The organism is Aeromicrobium phragmitis (genome assembly GCF_003674095.1).
GTDB classification, from domain to species: Bacteria; Actinomycetota; Actinomycetes; order Propionibacteriales; family Nocardioidaceae; genus Aeromicrobium; species Aeromicrobium phragmitis.
Genome location: NZ_RDBF01000007.1, coordinates 1 through 17974, shown reverse-complemented (window position 1 = coordinate 17974; position 17974 = coordinate 1). Strand labels below are relative to the sequence as shown.

Genomic DNA, 17974 nt, shown 5'->3' with positions numbered 1-17974 from the left:
CTGATGTCGAGGTGCTGATCCCCGCCTACGAGCGACCCGCCGAACTGGCCGTGACGCTCTCGGGTCTGGCCGGGCAGCGGGTCCCCGACTTCTCGGTCATCATCAGCGACCAGACCGAGGACCACCCGGTCTGGAGTCAGGCGTCCGTCGCGGCGATGGTGCGCGTCCTGCGGGCGCAGGGACGACGCGTCCGGCTCGAGCGGCACCAGCCGCGCCGCGGGATGGCCGAGCAGCGTCAGTTCCTGCTCGAACAGTCGAGCGCGCCCTACGTCCTCTTCCTCGACAGCGACGTCTGGCTGGAGCCCGACCAGCTGCGCCGACTTCATGAGGCGTTGGTGGAGTCGGGTTGCGGTTTCGTCGGCGCGGCGGTGCAAGGGCTGTCCTACCTCGCCGATGACCGCCCCCGAGAGCGGGCGGTCTTCGAGCCCTGGCGCGGCCCGGTCCACCCGGAGAAGATCCGCCGCGGCGACCCCGCCTTCGAGCGGTGGACCCTCCACAACGCGGCCAACCTCGCGCAGGTGGCGGCCGAGCACGACGTGCCCGAGGGCCACTGGCTGCTCTACAAGGTCGCGTGGGTCGGCGCTTGCGTGATGTTCCGCCGTGAAGCCCTCGTCGCATGCGGCGGCTTCCGCTTCTGGAACGACCTACCCGACGACCACACCGGCGAGGACGTGCTCGCCGAGTGGCGCGTCATGGAGCGCTGGGGCGGCGCCGGCATCCTGCCGAGCGGAGCGGTCCATCTCGAGGCCGAGACCACGTTGCCCGGACGCAGCGTCGACGCCTTCGACGTCGTCCTCGGCTCCCCCGCCACCGACTGAGCGGGTCGGTCGCGAAGGACGAGCCGCCATCAGCGCTGGGAGCGCTTCGCCCGGACGCGCTGCTGCAGGTGGATCGGGCTGCCGACGAAGCCGAAGTCCTCGCGCAGGCGGCGTTCGATGAAGCGCAGGTAGCCGGCTTCGAGCTTGCCGGAGGTGAAGAGCACGAACGTCGGCGGTGCGGTGGCGGCCTGCGTGCCGAACAGGATCTTGGGCTGCTTGCCGCCACGCACGGGGTGCGGGTGCTCGGCGACCAGTCGACCGAGGAACGAGTTGAGCGCGCCAGTCGGGACGCGGGTCTCCCAGCCTGCCAGGGCGGCGTCGAGCGCGCGCACGAGGCGGTCCACGTGCCAGCCGGTCAGCGCCGCGATGTTGACGCGCGGTGCCCACGGCACCTGCACGAGTTCGCGGTCGATCTCGCGCTCGAGGTAGTAGCGGCGCTCGTCATCGACCAGGTCCCACTTGTTGAACGCGATGACCAGGGCGCGCCCGGCCTCCTGGATGGCGTTGATGATGCGCACGTCCTGCTCGCTGAGCGCCTGGCTCGCGTCGACGATCATGATGACGACCTCGGCGCGCTCGATCGCGGCGTTGGTCCGCAGGCTCGCGTAGTACTCGTGCCCGGACGCTTCCTTGACCCGCCGGCGGATTCCGGCCGTGTCGATGAAGGTCCATTCGCGGCCGCCGAGCTGGATGATCTCGTCGACCGGGTCGACGGTCGTGCCCGACGCGTTGTCGACCACGACGCGCTCCTCGCCGGCCAGCTTGTTCAGCAGGCTGGACTTGCCGACGTTCGGCTTGCCGACGATGGCCACCCGCCGCGGGCCGGCGGGCGCATCGAAGTCCTCCTCCGGCGGGTCGGGGAGGGCGTCGAGGATCGCGTCGAGCAGGTCGCCGCTCCCGCGCCCGTGCAGGGCGGAGACCGGCATCGGCTCACCGAGGCCGAGGTTCCACAGCGCCGCGGCTTCCAGCTCCGAGCGCTGGTCGTCGACCTTGTTGGCGGCGAGGATGACGGGTTTCTTGGAGGCGCGCAGCAGCTTGACGACGCGCTCGTCGGCATCGGTGATCCCCACGGTGGCATCCACGACGAAGAGGATCGCGTCGGCGACCGTCATCGCGACTTCGGCCTGCTGGGCGATGCGTTCGGCCATCCCGCGCGCGTCCGGGTCCCATCCGCCGGTGTCGACGACGGTGAAGGTGCGGCCGTTCCAGACCGCGTCGTAGGACACCCGATCACGCGTGACGCCGGGGACGTCTTCGACGACCGCCTCGCGACGGCCGATGATGCGGTTGACGAGCGTCGACTTGCCCACATTGGGGCGACCGATCACGGCGAGCACGGGCTGTTCTGACACCATTCGATCCTATCGGTCCGGACCACGCCGGTTGACTGTGGAGGCGGGCCGAGCCTCGCGCCGTCGAGATGCGGTCGGTTCCGGATCACGTGTCCGGCGCGGCGTGACCCACGAGTGACCACATCTCGGGCCGGAGGGCTAGGAGCGCTCGCGGGCCAGACCGACGATGTGCTCGATGACTTCGTCGAGGGTGAGGTGCGTGCTGTCGACGACGACGGCGTCGTCGGCCTGCACGAGCGGTGAGGCCGTGCGCGTGGAGTCGATGGTGTCGCGCCGGGTGAGTGAGGCTTCGGTCAGGGACGCGTCGACGCCGCCGAGTTCCGCGGCCCGCCGCGCGGCGCGAGCCGCGGTGTCGGCCACGAGGTAGACCTTGAGCGGCGCATCGGGAGCCACCACCGTGCCGATGTCGCGACCCTCGACCACGATGCCGCGACCGGCGCCCGAGGACGTGGCGATGACCTCGCGCTGAGCCCGCACGAGCAGCTCACGCACGTGCGGTACGGCGGAGACCGGGCTGACCGCGGTGGTGACCTCGTCCTGGCGGATGGGACCCGCGACGTCCGTCCCGTCCGCCTGAATGGTGGGAGCCTGCGGATCGGTGCCGACGCGGATGCTGACGTCGTCCGCCGCGACCGCCACCGCGTCGGCGTCCTCGACGTCGACCCCCCGCTGCAGCAGCGCCCAGGTCATCGCGCGGTACATCGCACCCGTATCGAGGTAGTCGTAGCCGAGAGCCGACGCCACCCCGCGCGAGGTGCTCGACTTGCCCGACCCGGACGGGCCGTCGATGGCGATGACGATCGGTGTTCCCACGGTGCTCCTCATCGGTAGGCCGCCCAGCCATGGCCGCGCAGGGCGTCCAGCAGCTTGTCGGCGCGCTCGGGAAGGACGACGATCTCGACCAGACCGACCGGTCGGCCCATTTCGTGGTCGATGCGCAGATCCTCGATGTTGACCGATCCCTCGGCGTCGCCGACGAGCCGCGAGAGCTCACCGGGCATGTCGTCGATCGGCACGAAGACCGAGGCCAGCTCGGTGGGCAGCGTGCCGTGTTTGCCGGGGATCGTGATGGTGCCCTGGCGCCCGCGTTCGAGGAGCGACTCCAGCGAAACCGCGTCGCCGGAGACCGCGGCGATCAGCGTGTCGAGCCGGTCGCGCACCTGGGTCAGCAGCGGCGTGATCGCCTCGGCGTTGTGCCCGATGATGTCGACCCACAGATCGGCGTCGCTGCGCGCGATCCGGGTGACGTCGCGCAGGCCCTGGCCGGCGAGCTCGACATGGCCCTCGGGGGCCTCGGCCAGCAGGCTGGCGGTGAGGACGGACATGAGGTGCGGCACGTGCGAGACCAGCGCGACGGCGTCGTCGTGGGCACGAGGTTCGAAGCGGTACGGCACGGCGCCGAGCTCCACGACGCACCGCTCGACGACCGCGACGGCGTCGTCGCCCGCGCGGACACCGGGGACGACGGCCCACGGCCGGCCCTCGAAGAGCTGGCCCGATCCCGCGGTGGGCCCGGAGCGTTCCTTGCCCGCCATCGGGTGACCACCCACGAAGCGGGGGTCGTCGATCGCCTCGACGATCGGCGCCTTGACGCTCGCCACGTCGGTGACGACGGCCCCCGGGTAGGACGCAAGCGCCGAGCGCACCGCGTCGACCACCGCTCCCGGCGGCGTGGCGACGACCACGAGCGCAGGCTCGGTGACCACGGCGTCCGTGCCCGCTCCGGCCTGCACGGCGAGGGCGACGTTGCGCGGGTCGAGGTCCTGCAAATGGACCTCGACGTCACGGGCGCGCAAGCCCAGCGCCACCGACGTGCCGATGAGTCCGCACCCGACGACGAGCACGGGTCCGGGCACAGGGGCAGTCATGCTCCCACGCTATCGAAGAGGTCACCGCGCTCGTCACGGGACAGCTCGCGCATCGTGCCGACCTTCAGGTCCCCGAGCCGCAGCGGACCGAAGGCCGTGCGCGTGAGCTCGACGACCGGATGACCGACCTCGTCGAGCATCCGGCGGACGATCCGGTTCCGGCCCATATGGATGTCGAGTTCGACGAGCGACTGTGCACGGCCACGGTCGCGGACCACGAACCGGTCCACGCGGGCCGGGCCGTCGTCGAGGTCGACGCCGTCGCGGAGCCGACGCCCGAGCCCGGACGGCACCTGTCCTCGCACCAGCGCGACATAGGTCTTGGTGATCTCGAACGAGGGATGTGCGAGCCGGTGCGCCAGGTCTCCGTCGTTGGTGAGAAGGAGCAGACCGGACGTGTCGGTATCCAGCCGGCCGACGTGGAACAGGCGATCGGCGCGTCCGGCGACGAACTGCTGCAGGTCGGGCCGGCCTTGCTCGTCGGACATCGTGCTCACCACGCCCCGCGGTTTGTTGAGCATCAGGTACGCGTGTTCGGTGGGCGGCGGCACTCGTCGGCCGTCGACGCGGATGACGTCGCGCAGCGGATCGACACGGATGCCGAGGCGGGTGACGACCTCGCCGTTGACCTCCACACGTCCGCTGGCCATGAGCTCCTCGCTCCGCCGGCGGCTCGCCACCCCGGCCTGTGCGAGGACCTTCTGAAGCCGGATCTCGCCGGAGTCCTCGATCTCAGTCATGCGCGGGCTCCTGCGTGTCGTCGGCCCCCTGCGGCTCCTCGGTGGACGCGGCCTCCTCGCCCGCGACCCGCTCCAGCTCCCCATCGAGCTCGTCGAGCTCGGGCAGCAGCGGCGCCAACGGCGGCAACTCCTCGAGGCTGCCGAGACCCATGCGCTCGAGGAAGTAACCGGTGGTGCCGTAGAGGGTCGCACCGGTAGTCGCGTCACTGCCCTGCTCCTCGACGAGCCCGCGGGTGAGCAGCGTGCGCACGACGCCGTCGACGTTCACCCCCCGGATCGCCGAGATGCGCGAGCGGCTGATCGGCTGGCGGTAGGCCACCACGGCCAGCGTCTCCAGGGCCGCCTGGCTCAGCTTGGCCTGCTGGCCGTCCAGCACGAACGCGGCGACCGCGTCGGCGTACTCGTCGCGGGTGTAGAAACGCCACCCGCCGGCGACCTCGCGCAATTCGAAACCGCGGCCTTGTGCGGTGTACTCCTCGGCCAGTTCGCGCAGCGCCGCCTCGACCGCCTCGGTGGGATGACCGATGGCGGAGGCGAGCGCGACGGCCTGGATCGGCTCGTCGGCGATCAGCACGATCGCCTCCAGGCTCGGGCGCAAGGGGTAGCTGACCGGTTCGGTCTCAGGCGTCTGGCTCATCGTCACTCTCGTCGGGATCAGGGTCGGGCACCGCGTGGAGCTCGGCCGCCGCGGGCGCGGGTTCGTCGAACTCGTCGCCCACGTCGATGTCTCCGTCGTCGGTGCCGGTCCAGCGGACGGTCAGGTCGCCGAGCGGCACCGCCTGGTCGAACGCCAGCACGCCCTCGCGGAAGAGTTCCAGCAGCGCCAGGAACCGCGCGACCTTGGTGATCACGTCGGGAGCGTCGGCGGTGAGGGCGCGGAACGTCGTGGACCGTTCACGACGCAGGCGGTCGACCACCAGGTGCCCCTGCTCGCGCACGCTGACCGCCGGGGCGTGCAGGTGCGCCAGTGACAGCACGGGCGGCTGCTTCGGGGCGAGCGCCGCGGCGGCCAGCGCCGCGAGGTCGTCGATCGTGGCGGGGATCTGGACCTCGGGCAGCAGCTGGGCGAACCGCGGCTCGAGAGTCACGGCGCGCGGAACGCGGCGCACCTCGCGATCGAGTCGTTCGCCGAGGAACGCCGCCACGTGCTTGAACGCGCGGTACTGCAGAAGCCGGGCGAAGAGCAGGTCACGCGCCTCCAGCAGCTCGAGGTCGTCCTCGTCCTCGACCTCGGCCTGCGGCAGCAGCCGCGCCGTCTTGAGATCGAGCAACGTGGCGGCGACCAGCAGGAAATGGGTCGTCTGCTCGAGATCGTCGTCGAGCGTCTTGGTGTAGGCGATGAACTCGGTCGTCACCATCGACAGCGCGACCTCGGTGATGTCGAGCTGGTGCTTGGCGATGAGCTGCAGCAGCAGGTCGAAGGGCCCCTCGAAGTTGCCCAGCGTCACCGAGAAGCCGGACTCCCCCGCCGGGGCCGTCCCGTCGATCTCGGCGATACTCACGAGTCGGCCAGCCTCCGCGCGACGTCGCTGTCACGACCCTGTGCGGCGAGGTCCTCCAGCGCGGCCGCGATCGCCGCCCGTACGAAGCGACCTCGGTCGATCTTGCGTCCGAGTTCGGCGCGCAACTGGATCCGTGCCTGTTCGAGCGCCAGCAGCTCCTCGGAGGTCAGGTAGACGGTCATCTTCTCGTCGTGCTTGACCCGTCCGCTGGCCCGCGCCGCGGCAGCCGACTCCTGCTCGGGCGCGGCCGGAACCTCACGCTGGGGTGCGGTAGCGCGGAACAGCTCGTCCGCGCCGGGCAGGTTCACGCGTCGGGGCATCGCTGCAGCACCTCCCGGGCGAGCTGACGGTAGGAGTCGGCACCGGGCGACGTGGGGGCGTAACTCGTGATCGGCTCGCCCGCGACCGTCGAATCGGAGAACTTCACCGTTCGCCGAATGACGGTGTGGAAGACGAGGTCGCCCCACCCGTCGACGAGCGTCCGCAGCACTTCGCGGCCGTGCAAGGTGCGGCTGTCGTACATCGTGCCCAGCAGGCCCACGATGCGAAGGTCGAAGTTGGTGCGCTCGCGGACCTTCTCGATGGTCTCGGTGAGCAGGGCGACGCCGCGCAGGGCGAAGTACTCGCACTCCAGCGGGATGATGACACCGTGCGCGGCGGTGAGCGCGTTGACGGTCAGCAGTCCGAGGGAGGGCTGGCAGTCGATCAAGACGACGTCGTAGTCGCGCGCGACCTGGCGCAGGACCCGGGCCAGGGCCTGCTCCCGGCCGACCTCGCTCACGAGGCGCATCTCGGCGGCGGAGAGGTCGATATTGGCCGGAACGAGGTCGAGCCCCTCGGTCGAGGTCGAGACGATGACGTCCTTGAGGGTGACCTCGGGGTCCATGAGCGCGTGGTAGATGCTCTGCTCGATCTCGTGAGCGTTGTACCCCAGGCCGACCGTCATCGAGCCCTGCGGATCGAAGTCGACAAGCAGCACCCGACGCCCCTCCTCGACCAACGCGGCGCCGAGGTTGATCGTCGTCGTGGTCTTGCCGACGCCGCCCTTCTGGTTGCACATCGCGATGATCTGCGCGGGCGCCGTGGAGCTGCGAGGCCCCGGCTCGCGGAACTGCGGCAACGGACGACCCGTGGGGCCGAGCTGGCTGCTGGTGCTGACGTCCGTGCTCATCGCCGTCCTTCACGTGTCGACATGTTGCTTCTCTCTCGCGCCACTGTACTGCCGTTCATCGCGCCCGCGGATGCGCCGTGGCGTAGACCTCGCGGAGTTTCTCCACGGTCACCAACGTGTAGATCTGGGTCGTGGTGACGGAGGCGTGACCGAGCAGTTCCTGCACGACTCGCACGTCGGCACCACCATCGAGCAGATGGGTGGCGAAGGAGTGCCGGAACGTGTGCGGTGACACCCGTTCGGCCGCGATTCCGGCGCGCGCCGTGGCACGGGTCAGCACCGTCCACGCGCTCTGGCGCGACAGCCGTCCCCCGCGCGCGTTGAGGAACAGCGCATGGCTCGTGCCGTTGGCCAGGCTCGGCCGCGCGACACGCAGGTAGTCCGCCACGGCGTCGCGGGCGTAACTGCCGACGGGCACGATGCGTTGCTTCGCCCCCTTGCCGCGCAGCACGACGGCGCCGTGCTCGAGATCGACGTCGTCGACATCGAGCCCGACCGCCTCGGAGATGCGGGCCCCCGTTCCGTAGAGCAGCTCCAGCAGCGCCTGGTCGCGTTTGGCGAGCGCCGTCCCCGGAGCACCGGCGGCGGCGATGATCGCCTCGACGTCGTCGAGCGGTAGCGCCTTGGGGAGCCGCGACGCGGGCCGCGGCGGCTTGACCGCATTGGTGACGTCCGTGCTGACGAGCTGCTCACGCAGCAGAAAACGATGGAATCCGCGGACCGCCACGATCATCCGGGCGACGCTGGACGTGCCCAACGGGCGGTGATCGTCATCCCCGGTGCGCAGCGCGGCGCTGAAGGCGGCCACGTCGGCCTCGGTGATGTCCGCCGGGTGCTCGCGACCGAGTTCGGCCAGGAACCGCGCGTAGCGCCGCAAATCGCGTCGATACGACTGCAACGTGTTGTCGGCGAGTCCTCGTTCGATGCCCAGGTGCGCGAGGTAGTCCGAGACTGCCCGCTCCAGGGTCACGCGGACCGCCGTACAGCCCAGGCCAGGATCGCCGCCACCGTGAGCGCGTCGGTGATCTTGCCGTCGAGCACGAGGCCGACGGCCTGCTGGAACGGCGCCCACCACTGACGCATGTCGGCCTCCTCGGCCACGCGCTCGGTGCGGTCCGAGTCGGGTACGGCCGCGAGATCCTGCGCCACGTACGCCGTCCAGCGCTCGGTCGAGTATCCGGGCGTCGCGGTCAGCTCCAGCAGGGGCGACCAGCGCCCGGCGACGATGTCGGCTTCCTCGGCCAGCTCGCGCGCGGCGGCCTCGGCCGGATGCTCACCGTGGACGTCGAGCGTGCCGGCCGGAATCTCCACGAGCCGTTGGCCGACGGCATGCCGGTACTGCTCCACCAGCAGGATCCGGTCGTCCTCGTCGAGGGCGAGTACGGCGACGGCACCGTGCGGTCGCACGATCACCCGCTCGTGCTCCTCGCCGCCCGGGTCGACGATGGTGTCGAGCGTGACGTCGAGGTAGCCGTTGGAGAACGCCGTCGTGGCGCGCGCCACCGGCCAGCCGGCCGGTGCGTCCGCGACGGCGTCGGCCAGCTGTCCAGGCAGCCGCGGATGATCCGGAGCCGTCATCTCAGGCCCTCTCCTCCGCCACTGCGGCGAGGTCCTCCACCGGCAACCGCAGTTCGAGCTGCCGGTCGAGCGCGGCACGGACGAGCCCGGCGAACAGCGGATGCGGGCGGGTGGGTCGAGACCGCAGCTCGGGGTGCGCCTGCGTGGCGACGTAGAACGGGTGGACCTCGCGGGGCAACTCGACGAACTCGACCAGCAGACCGTCCGGCGACGTGCCGCTGAACACCAGCCCGGCGTCCTCGATCTGCTTGCGGTAGGTGTTGTTGACCTCGTAACGGTGACGGTGACGCTCCTCGACCGACTCACTGCCGTAGGCGGTCGCGACGACACTGCCGGCGGTGAGCGATGCCGGGTAGAGCCCGAGACGCATGGTGCCCCCGAGGTCGCCCGCACCCTCCACGAACGCCTCCTGTTCGGCCATCGTCGCGATGACCGGGTGAGCGGTTTGCGGATCGAACTCCGAGGAGCTCGCATCGGTGATGCCGGCGAACTGGCGCGCGTACTCGATGACCATGCACTGCAGACCGAGGCACAGGCCCAGGGTCGGGATGCGCTGCTCACGGGCGTAGGTGAGCGCGCCGATCTTGCCCTCGATGCCACGGACGCCGAATCCGCCCGGCACGCAGATACCGTCGACATCGGACAGATGGCGGGCCGCCCCGGCCTCGGTCGCGCACTCGTCGGACGGCACCCAGCGCAGGTTGACCCGCGTCGAGTGTGCGAAGCCACCGGCGCGCAACGCTTCTGCCACCGAGAGGTACGCGTCGGGCAGGTCGATGTACTTGCCGACCAGTGCGATGGTGACCTCTTCGTCCGGACGGTGGACGCGGCGCAGCAGATCGTCCCACTGGCGCCAGTCGACGTCACGGAACGGAAGGTCGAGGCGTCGGACGACGTACGCGTCGAGGCCTTCAGCGTGCAGGACCTTGGGGATGTCGTAGATCGACGGCGCGTCAGCGCAAGTGACCACGGCCTCGGAGTCGACGTCGCACATGAGCGCGATCTTGTCCTTGACACTCTCGGTCAGCGGCCGATCGGAGCGGCACACGATGGCGTCCGGCTGGATACCGATGGACCGGAGCGCGGCGACCGAGTGCTGGGTCGGCTTGGTCTTGAGTTCCTTGGAGGGGCCGATGTACGGCACGAGCGAGACGTGAACGAAGAAGGCGTTGCCGCGGCCGACGTCGTGACGGACCTGGCGCGCCGACTCCAGGAAGGGCTGGCTCTCGATGTCGCCGACGGTGCCGCCGATCTCGTGGATGACCACGTCGACGTCCGGCCCGCCCATCGAGAGCATGCGGTCCTTGATCTCGTTCGTGATGTGCGGGATCACCTGGACGGTGTCGCCGAGGTAATCGCCGCGCCGCTCCCGGGCGATGACGTCGGAGTACACCTGCCCGGTCGTGACGTTGGCGCGACCGACGAGATCCTCGTCGAGGAAGCGCTCGTAGTGGCCGATGTCGAGATCGGTCTCGGCGCCGTCGTCGGTGACGAACACCTCGCCGTGCTGGAAGGGGTTCATCGTGCCGGGATCGACGTTGAGATAGGGGTCGAGCTTCTGCATCGTGACCCGCAGCCCCCGCGATTTGAGCAGGCGACCGAGGCTCGAGGCGGTCAGACCCTTGCCGAGGGACGAGGCGACGCCCCCGGTGACGAATACGTGCTTGGTGACCGCGCTACCTGCCAAGGTGACTCCCGTGGATCGGAGGGTGAAAGTGTAGAACCGCTGTCCTGTGTTCCACGGGATTCCAGCCTACCAAGAAAGCAAGCCGTTCTGGAGCGGCGAGGCCGTGTCGCTGGCCTCACTGCGTCTGCTACGGCAGCGGGCCGTCGGCCGAGCGCGACGTGCCCCAGGCACCCGAGGTGCCCGCGGACTCACGCACCAGCGCGAGCACCGCGGCGATCCGGCCGGTGGCCGTGTCGGTGACGTCGAAGGTCGAGACCTCCGAGGCGACCTCCGACGATCGCACCCGGCCGACGATGCCGCGGTCCTCCGAGGACGAGACGGGGCCGGCGACCAGCAGTCCGGCTCCGGACGCGTCCACGGCACCCGCGAACTGGGAGACGACCACGCCGTAGTCCGCGTCCTCGGACGAGGACGGACCGGTGATGACCACCGCGAGCGTCGCGTTCTGTTCGGGCTCCTGGACGATGTCGATGAGCTCGCCCTGGGCGAACGCCGAACGGATCGTGCGCGCGGCTTGGTCGGTCTCGCCGGTCTCCGGGGCCAGGAAGGCCCGACCGAGGGCGCTGCCGATGAGCTCGTACGCGCCGTCGCCGGAGATCTCGTCACCGCCGGCTTGGGTGGCGACGCCCTCGGCGAACTGCCGCTCCGAGGGCGACAGGAGCTTGCCGGTCAACGCGACCCGGCCGGTGACCGTGGCACCGGCGCTCTGCAGGTTCTCCATCATGCCGGTGATTTCGGCATCGCGAGCCCCGGGCGTCGTGAACACGACGACGCTCTGATCGGCCAGCGTGTTGCGGATCAGGCCGGGCGACGTGCTCTCGGCATAGGCCGCATCGAAGCCGGCGATGGCCGGCGAGATGTCCGGTCGCGCCTGGTCGTCGTTGTTGAGCGTCGCACCGGCGTCGTCGAGGAGGCCGGCTCCGACGGCGATGCCGGCCGCGAGCGCGAACAGCACTGCGGCGAGGGAGACGAGGTGGTAACGCAGGTTGATCACGAGAAGAGTCCTTCGATCCAGGTGACGCCATCGCCGACGAGGTCGCGCAGGTCGCTCCACCAGCTCATGCCGGCGGGGGTGGTGCCGATCGCCGCGACGACCGCGACGACGCCGGCCAGCAGCAAGAGAGCGGGCACGAGCCACGACAACCGCTGCACGGCGAAGAACCGGACAGCCTTGGCGTCGACGACCTTCGTGCCGGCCTTCAGCCGAGCCACGAACGCGGAGCCGACGTCGGCCGTGTCGCGTTCGAGGAGGGCGACGAGGGTGGGCGGCGCACCGGCCAGCACGATGACCGACGCGTCGTTGTGGTCCGCGAGCAGGATCGCGAGGTCCTGGCTCGTCCCGCTGGCGGCGAAGACGGTGGCCGGGGTGCCGTGCTGCTCGAAGCGCTCGGGACGGGCGATGCGTCCCGAGGGCGAGACCACCACGACCTCGCGGGCCCGGGCGATCGCACTCGTGGGGAGCTCCTCGTCGGTGCCGATGAGCACGTGCGGGACGAGACCCATCGTGATGAGGACGTCGCCGCCCTTGCCCACGCCGATGAGGAGCGGATCGTTGTCGCGGATGAAGCGGCGCAAGCCCTTGAGGTCGACCTCCACGTCGAACGCATCGGCGACGACGATGGCGGCGCGGTTGCGGGCGGATTGAGTGAGCCGCGGGACACGTGCGCCCTCGAACAGCATCGCGCGCTCGCGGCGCAGTTGATCCGAGGCGTTGGCGGTGACCGAGTCGAGCCGGTTGGACAGCTCCGTGGACGCCTGCGTCAGGCCCGCGGAGATGCGCTCGCCGGTCATCTCGACGCCGGTGGCGACGAGTTCGTCGCCGCGGTAGACGGCGGCTCCGTCGATGCGCAGGCGTTCGCCGCTGCGCAACCGCGCGAAGATGCCCTCGCCGACGTCGTCGACCAGCGTGATGCCGGTGCTCGCGAGGACCTGGGGACCGAGGTTCGGGTAGCGGCCCGTCGACGAGGGCGCGGCGTTGACCACGGCGGCGACCCCGCGCGCGGCGAGCGTCTCGGCATCCTGCGCCTCGAGGTCGGCGATGTCGATGACCACGACATCGCCGGGGCGGACCCCGGCGAAGTCCGAGGGCTGACGAGCCAGCCGCGCGGGACCGACGACACCGGGGGCGTCGACCGCGTCCGCACGCTTGCGTTTGAGAAGAGCCATAGCGCTTCCCATGCTGACACGCGAAGGGGCCCGATCCGTGGAGGCAGGGCCGGAGATCAGCGGCGCGCCAGGTCCAGCAGCTCGCGGGCGTGCTCCTGAGCGGCCTGCGACTCGTCGACGCCGGCCAGCATCCGGGCGAGCTCGTCGACCCGCTCGTCATCGGACAGGCGGCGGACGCTGCTGCGGGTCACGGCTCCGTCGTCGCTCTTGGAGACCACGAAGTGGTGATCGGCGAAGGCTGCCACCTGCGGAAGATGGGTCACGGCGATGACCTGAGCGTTGCGGGCCAACCGGGCGAGCCGGCGGCCGACCTCGACCGCGGCCTTGCCGCCGATGCCGGCGTCGACCTCGTCGAAGACCAGGGTGGGCACGGTGTGCTCGTGGGCGAGTACGACCTCGAGCGCGAGCATGAGTCGGGACAGCTCTCCCCCGCTCGCGCCCTTGCTCATCGGGCGCGGCGCGGTGCCGCTGTTGGCGGCGAAGAGGAATTCGATGGCGTCACCGCCGTGCTGGGTCAGTTCCTCGGCGGGTTCGACGACCACCTCGAGTCGCGCCGACGGCATCGACAGCGCCGCCAACTCGCGTTGAACCCGCTCGGCGAGCTCGGCCGCGGCGGCCCGGCGTACCTCACGCAGCCGGTCGGCCGACGTGTGCAGCTGCGGTTCCACCTCGGCGAGCTCGCTCTCGAGTGCGGCGATGCGCTGATCGTCGTCGTCGAGTTCGGGAAGCCGTTCTGCGGCGTCGCGGGCCCAGGCGAGGACGTCGTCGAGGGTGGGACCGTAGCGGCGGACGAGCGCAGAGATCGCAGCTCGGCGCTCCTGCACCGCGGCGAGCCGAGCCGGGTCGAGGTCGATGTCGGAGCCGTAGCGCTGCAGTTCGGAGGCGATATCGCTCAGTTCGATGCCCGCCTCGGCGACTCGGGTGGCGAGCGCGTCGAGAACGGGGTCGTGGCCGGCAGCACCGGAGAGCTGCTGGTGAGCGACGGCGACCGCCGTCGCCGCGCCGTTCTCGTCGTCGGAGAGGGCCCCGGCCGCATGGAGCGCGGCGCCGATGAGCGACTCCGCGTGCGCGAGTCGCGCCTCCTCGGCAGCGAGCTCCTCGTCCTCGCCGACCTGCGGCTCCACGGCGTTGATCTCGTCGAGCCCGTGGCGGAGCATGTCGGCCTCGCGCAGCCGCTCCCCCGCGTGGTCGCGCAGCTCGACGAGGGTGCGCTGGAGTTCGCGCCATCGCGCGTAGGTGGCGCGGTACGCCGTGAGCGCCTTCGCCGCCGCATCTCCCCCGAAGGTGTCCAGCGCCTCGCGCTGCTGACTGGCCAGGACGAGCCGCTGCTGATCGGACTGGCCGTGGACCGCGACGAGCTCGCGGGCGACCTGGGTGAGCACCGCGGCGGGCACGGTGGCACCACCGGCGGTGGCGCGGGAGCGACCTTGCGCAGAGAGCACGCGACCGAGCACGAGTTCGCCGTCGTCGAGCGACCCGCCGGCCTCGGTGACGAGGCGGTCGACGGTCGATCCGGGCGCCACCGCGACTGTGGCCTCCACTCTGGCCCGGTCAGCGTCGATCCGGACGAGACCGGAGTCGGCGCGTTCGCCGCGCAGCAACCCGAGCGCGGTGACGACCATCGTCTTGCCCGCGCCGGTCTCGCCGGTGATGACCGAGAAGCCGGCGCCGAGCTCGAGCTCGGCCTCCTCGATGACGCCGAGGGACGACAGCCGGAGGAACTGCCACATCAGCCGCGCTCCTCTCTGCGACGCTCCGCCGCCCCGCGCCATCCGGCGACGGGCAACTCGAACTTGCGCACGAGCCGGTCGGCGAAGGGGGCCGCATGCAAGCGGGCGAGGCGGACCGGCTCCGCGCCGCGGCTCACCTCGATCCGGGCGCCGATGGGCACCTCCGCCGCGCGTCGGCCGTCGCACCAGAGGACGCCCGTGCTGGTCTCGCCGACGATCTCGATCGCCAGGGTGGAGTCCGGTGAGACCACCAGCGGCCGGGCGAAGAGCGCGTGCGCGCTGATCGGCACCATGAGCAGCGCCGAGACCTCGGGCCAGACGATCGGCCCGCCCGCGCTGAAGTTGTAGGCCGTCGACCCCGTGGGCGTGGCGCACACGACGCCGTCGCAGCCCCACCGAGAGACCGGCCGGTCGTCGATCTCGACGACCGCTTCGAGCATGCGCTCACGCGAGGCCTTCTCGACGGTCGCCTCGTTGAGCGCCCAGTTGTGAGCGATGACCTCGCCCCCGACCGACACCACGACGTCGACGGTCAGTCGCTCCTCGACCTCGAGGTCTCCGGCGATGACCCGCGCCGCGATCTCGTGGAGGTCCTCGACGTCGGCCTCGGCGAGGAAGCCCACATGGCCCAGGTTGACGCCCAGGACGGCGGTGCCGGTGCCCCGGCACAGTTCGGCGGTGCGCAAGATCGTGCCGTCGCCGCCGAAGACGACCGCGAGCTCACAGTCGGCGGCAGCACCGGGACGGGCTTCGACCGGTACGAGGTCGACGGCTCCTTGCTTGATCAGCGCGGGGAGCTCGGTCTCGACGACCCGCACTTCGATACCGGCGGCCTGCAGTTCGCGAGCGAACCCGGTCACGACGCGGGCGGCTTCGGGGCGTGCGACGTGCACCGTGAGCAGCACTCGTCTCATCCGCACTCGCCTCCTAACGGTCCGGCCGCGACGACCTCGTCGGCCGCGGCAGGGTCGGGTGCCGGTGCGTCGGTGCGCAGCCAGCAGAAGTACTCGACGTTGCCAGCGGGGCCCGGAAGCGGACTCGGAGCCAGACCGCGCGTACCCCATCCGTGATCGTAGGCGCTCATGCAGACACGGTGGACCGCGGTCGCGTGCAGCGCGGGATCGCGGACGACGCCGTTCTTGCCGAGGTTCTCCTTGCCGACCTCGAACTGGGGTTTCACCATGAGCACGATGTCGCCGCCCGCGGCGGTGACCGATGTGAGGGCGGGCATGACGATGGTCAGGGAGATGAAGGAGAGGTCGGAGACGAGCAGATCGACCGGCCCCTGCGTGTGCTCCAGGGTCAGCGAGCGGACGTTGGTGCGGTCCATGACGTGGACGCGCGGATCGGACTGCAAGGCCCAGACGAGCTGGCCGTAACCGACGTCGACGGCCAGCACCTCACGCACCCCCCGGCGCAACAGGACATCGGTGAATCCTCCGGTGGAGGCCCCGGCGTCGAGCGCCCGGCGCCCGGCGACGTCGAGTCCGAGCGGCTCGAAGGCCGCGAGCGCGCCGAGGAGTTTGTGAGCGCCTCGGGAGGCGTAGGTCGGTTCGAGTGATTCCTTGACCACCACGGGCTGATCGGTCGTGACTTGGGTGGCGGCCTTGCGCGCGGTCTGCCCGCCGACACTGACGAGGCCCTGATCGATCAGCTCTGCCGCGTGCTCACGTGACCTGGCCAAGCCGCGGCGCACGAGTTCGCTGTCCAGTCGTACCCGACGTCCCATCAGGACTCGGCGGCCTCGTCGCCGTCGAGCAGCCGTCGCAATGCGCCGTGAACTGCATCGAACCGCGCAGGATGCTCGTGGACGTCGACGTCCTCGAGCCCGTCGAGGGCAGCGAGGACGGACGCGACGGTGTCGTCGGGACTGCTCATGGTCCCAGTGTCCCATCGAGGCGAGGCGATGTGCCGGACCTGTCGCGGATCGACCAGGCGAGTCCGAGCACGGCGCGGAGGTTCTCGACCGACTGCGAGGATCGGCGCTCGAGCCCGACCTGTTCGCCGGTCAGGAGCGCTCGCGCCGCACCGCACCGGGCTTCGACATCGTCGACGGTGACCGGAGGGTGGGGGGCGAACAGTCCGCGCAGGTCGGCTGCGACGAAGTCCGGGCGGTCGTCGCCGGTGGCCGCGGCGATGTCGGCGAGCGTGGACACGCCGGTCAGCACCGCCAGCGACGTGAGGCCGGCGCCGCGCGCTCCGGCGATGTCGGTGTCGAGGCGGTCGCCGACCATGAGCGCGTTCGCGGCACCGAGCCGTTCGAGGGTCACCTCGAAGAGCGGACGGTGCGGCTTGCCAGCGATCGCGCGCGGGGGGACGCGTGCGGCGTTCTGGACCGCCTGAACGAGCGAACCGTTGCCCGGTGCGATGCCCCGCGACGTGGGGATGGTGAGGTCGGTATTGCTGACGTACCACGGGAGCCCCGCCTCGACGGCGTAGGCGATCTCCGCGAGGTCCTCCCAGCCGATCTGCGGGAAGTAGCCCTGCACCACGGCAACCGGACCGGCGCCGAGATCGGCCGCCGGCGACAGGCCCGACTCCTGCACCGCCACACGCAGTCCTGCGCCGCCGGCGACGAGGACGGGCGAGCCGGCGGGGAGTTCGGCGGCCATGACCCGGGCGATGGCCTGCGCCGAGGTGATGACGTCGTCATCGTCGGCCTTCAGTCCGAGCGACCTCAACTGCCCGGCGACCTCCTGAGGGGTGCGCGCCGCGTTGTTGGTGACGTAAGCGAGCGGCACCCCGGCGTCGGTGACCCGGTTGAGGACCGGCACGGCCTCGGGCACCGCCTGCGACGACACGTAAACGACACCGTCGAGATCCAGCACCACCGCGTCGTAGCCATCGACGAGGGGCCGCTCGCAGCTCGACAGGCTCATGGGGACGAGGCTACCTCCCGGCGCACCGAGGAGACGTCGACGGTCACGCGTCCGACGACACCGTCGCCGGACCGAGCGAACCGGGATCGCAGTTCGCCCTCGACCGCCACCCGATCGCCGACCTCGAGACGCGAGCAGAACCGGCGGAGCGCTGCCGTCCAGGCCGCGCATTCGAAGCTGTCGACCCGCACCCGCGAACGACGACGTGCCGCCCGGCTGCGGTCGACGACCACGCGAAAGGAGACGATCTCGTCGCCGCTCGGCAACGTCCGGGTGACCGGCGCCGCGGAGATGCGGCCCGCCAGGGATACCGCGTTGACGGATTCTTCGCTCATGGCGACAGACTCGCCCCGCGCACATCCTGGCCGCCAGGGCGCCGTGGGCCGACTGTGGACAAGAATATCCTGGGGGTAAATGCAGCGAGGCCGCCCCAGGGTTGGGGCGGCCTCGCGCTGTGTGGTTGTCCGGCGACGTCCTACTCTC

General features: G+C 70.8%; 20 protein-coding genes. 1 reads left to right on the top strand and 19 read right to left on the bottom strand.

Annotation, left to right across the window (positions count from 1 at the left end):
• Positions 1–11: 11 nt before the first annotated feature.
• Positions 12–818, top strand: a complete 807-nt coding sequence (locus D9V41_RS10320) for a glycosyltransferase family 2 protein (protein ID WP_208006824.1) — start codon at positions 12–14, stop codon at positions 816–818.
• A gap of 29 nt (positions 819–847) precedes the next feature.
• Here D9V41_RS10320 and der read toward each other — a convergent pair whose 3' ends face one another.
• From der to D9V41_RS10235, 19 genes are all read right to left on the bottom strand, one after another.
• Positions 848–2170 (bottom strand): ribosome biogenesis GTPase Der, encoded by a 1323-nt coding sequence (gene der, locus D9V41_RS10315; protein WP_424922799.1) that lies wholly within the window; start codon positions 2168–2170, stop codon positions 848–850.
• A gap of 138 nt (positions 2171–2308) precedes the next feature.
• Complete coding sequence (gene cmk, locus D9V41_RS10310; RefSeq protein WP_243697232.1) at positions 2309–2983, bottom strand: (d)CMP kinase; 675 nt, start codon at positions 2981–2983, stop codon at positions 2309–2311.
• Between the two features lie 8 nt (positions 2984–2991).
• Complete coding sequence (locus D9V41_RS10305; RefSeq protein WP_121794487.1) at positions 2992–4038, bottom strand: prephenate dehydrogenase; 1047 nt, start codon at positions 4036–4038, stop codon at positions 2992–2994.
• Positions 4035–4778 (bottom strand): pseudouridine synthase, encoded by a 744-nt coding sequence (locus tag D9V41_RS10300; protein WP_121794486.1) that lies wholly within the window; start codon positions 4776–4778, stop codon positions 4035–4037. Before D9V41_RS10300 ends, D9V41_RS10305 begins: the two co-directional genes overlap by 4 nt.
• The gene (gene scpB, locus D9V41_RS10295; protein WP_121794485.1) at positions 4771–5415 is read right to left on the bottom strand and encodes an SMC-Scp complex subunit ScpB; all 645 of its coding nucleotides are present in this window, start codon (positions 5413–5415) and stop codon (positions 4771–4773) included. Before scpB ends, D9V41_RS10300 begins: the two co-directional genes overlap by 8 nt.
• Positions 5399–6280 (bottom strand): segregation and condensation protein A, encoded by an 882-nt coding sequence (locus tag D9V41_RS10290; protein WP_243697231.1) that lies wholly within the window; start codon positions 6278–6280, stop codon positions 5399–5401. The genes scpB and D9V41_RS10290 overlap by 17 nt, the downstream gene beginning before the upstream one ends.
• Positions 6277–6600 (bottom strand): hypothetical protein, encoded by a 324-nt coding sequence (locus D9V41_RS10285; RefSeq protein ID WP_121794484.1) that lies wholly within the window; start codon positions 6598–6600, stop codon positions 6277–6279. The genes D9V41_RS10290 and D9V41_RS10285 overlap by 4 nt, the downstream gene beginning before the upstream one ends.
• Positions 6585–7451: a ParA family protein gene (locus D9V41_RS10280; protein ID WP_121794483.1), complete on the bottom strand. Its 867-nt coding sequence runs from the start codon at positions 7449–7451 to the stop codon at positions 6585–6587. Before D9V41_RS10280 ends, D9V41_RS10285 begins: the two co-directional genes overlap by 16 nt.
• A gap of 55 nt (positions 7452–7506) precedes the next feature.
• Positions 7507–8421, bottom strand: coding sequence for a site-specific tyrosine recombinase XerD (gene xerD, locus D9V41_RS10275; protein ID WP_243697230.1), 915 nt, complete (start codon positions 8419–8421; stop codon positions 7507–7509).
• Entirely contained in the window at positions 8418–9029 is a 612-nt protein-coding gene (locus D9V41_RS10270) for an NUDIX domain-containing protein (RefSeq protein WP_121794482.1), read from the bottom strand. Before D9V41_RS10270 ends, xerD begins: the two co-directional genes overlap by 4 nt.
• Position 9030: 1 nt before the next feature.
• Positions 9031–10716, bottom strand: coding sequence for a CTP synthase (locus tag D9V41_RS10265; protein WP_121794481.1), 1686 nt, complete (start codon positions 10714–10716; stop codon positions 9031–9033).
• A gap of 127 nt (positions 10717–10843) precedes the next feature.
• Positions 10844–11710, bottom strand: coding sequence for a copper transporter (locus D9V41_RS10260; RefSeq protein ID WP_166375996.1), 867 nt, complete (start codon positions 11708–11710; stop codon positions 10844–10846).
• On the bottom strand, positions 11707–12882 hold the full coding sequence (gene steA / locus D9V41_RS17810) for a putative cytokinetic ring protein SteA (RefSeq protein ID WP_166375995.1): 1176 nt from the start codon (positions 12880–12882) through the stop codon (positions 11707–11709). The genes D9V41_RS10260 and steA overlap by 4 nt, the downstream gene beginning before the upstream one ends.
• A gap of 56 nt (positions 12883–12938) precedes the next feature.
• The gene (recN, locus tag D9V41_RS10255; protein ID WP_121794626.1) at positions 12939–14612 is read right to left on the bottom strand and encodes a DNA repair protein RecN; all 1674 of its coding nucleotides are present in this window, start codon (positions 14610–14612) and stop codon (positions 12939–12941) included.
• On the bottom strand, positions 14612–15526 hold the full coding sequence (locus D9V41_RS10250) for an NAD kinase (protein ID WP_121794479.1): 915 nt from the start codon (positions 15524–15526) through the stop codon (positions 14612–14614). Before D9V41_RS10250 ends, recN begins: the two co-directional genes overlap by 1 nt.
• Positions 15523–16341 carry a TlyA family RNA methyltransferase gene (locus D9V41_RS10245; RefSeq protein ID WP_121794478.1) on the bottom strand — a complete coding sequence of 273 codons (819 nt, stop codon included), beginning with the start codon at positions 16339–16341 and terminating at the stop codon, positions 15523–15525. Before D9V41_RS10245 ends, D9V41_RS10250 begins: the two co-directional genes overlap by 4 nt.
• Positions 16341–16490 (bottom strand): hypothetical protein, encoded by a 150-nt coding sequence (locus D9V41_RS17805; RefSeq protein ID WP_166375994.1) that lies wholly within the window; start codon positions 16488–16490, stop codon positions 16341–16343. The genes D9V41_RS10245 and D9V41_RS17805 overlap by 1 nt, the downstream gene beginning before the upstream one ends.
• Positions 16487–17491 (bottom strand): HAD-IIA family hydrolase, encoded by a 1005-nt coding sequence (locus D9V41_RS10240; RefSeq protein ID WP_121794477.1) that lies wholly within the window; start codon positions 17489–17491, stop codon positions 16487–16489. Before D9V41_RS10240 ends, D9V41_RS17805 begins: the two co-directional genes overlap by 4 nt.
• On the bottom strand, positions 17488–17826 hold the full coding sequence (locus tag D9V41_RS10235) for a single-stranded DNA-binding protein (RefSeq protein WP_121794476.1): 339 nt from the start codon (positions 17824–17826) through the stop codon (positions 17488–17490). The genes D9V41_RS10240 and D9V41_RS10235 overlap by 4 nt, the downstream gene beginning before the upstream one ends.
• Between the last annotated feature and the right edge of the window lie 148 nt (positions 17827–17974).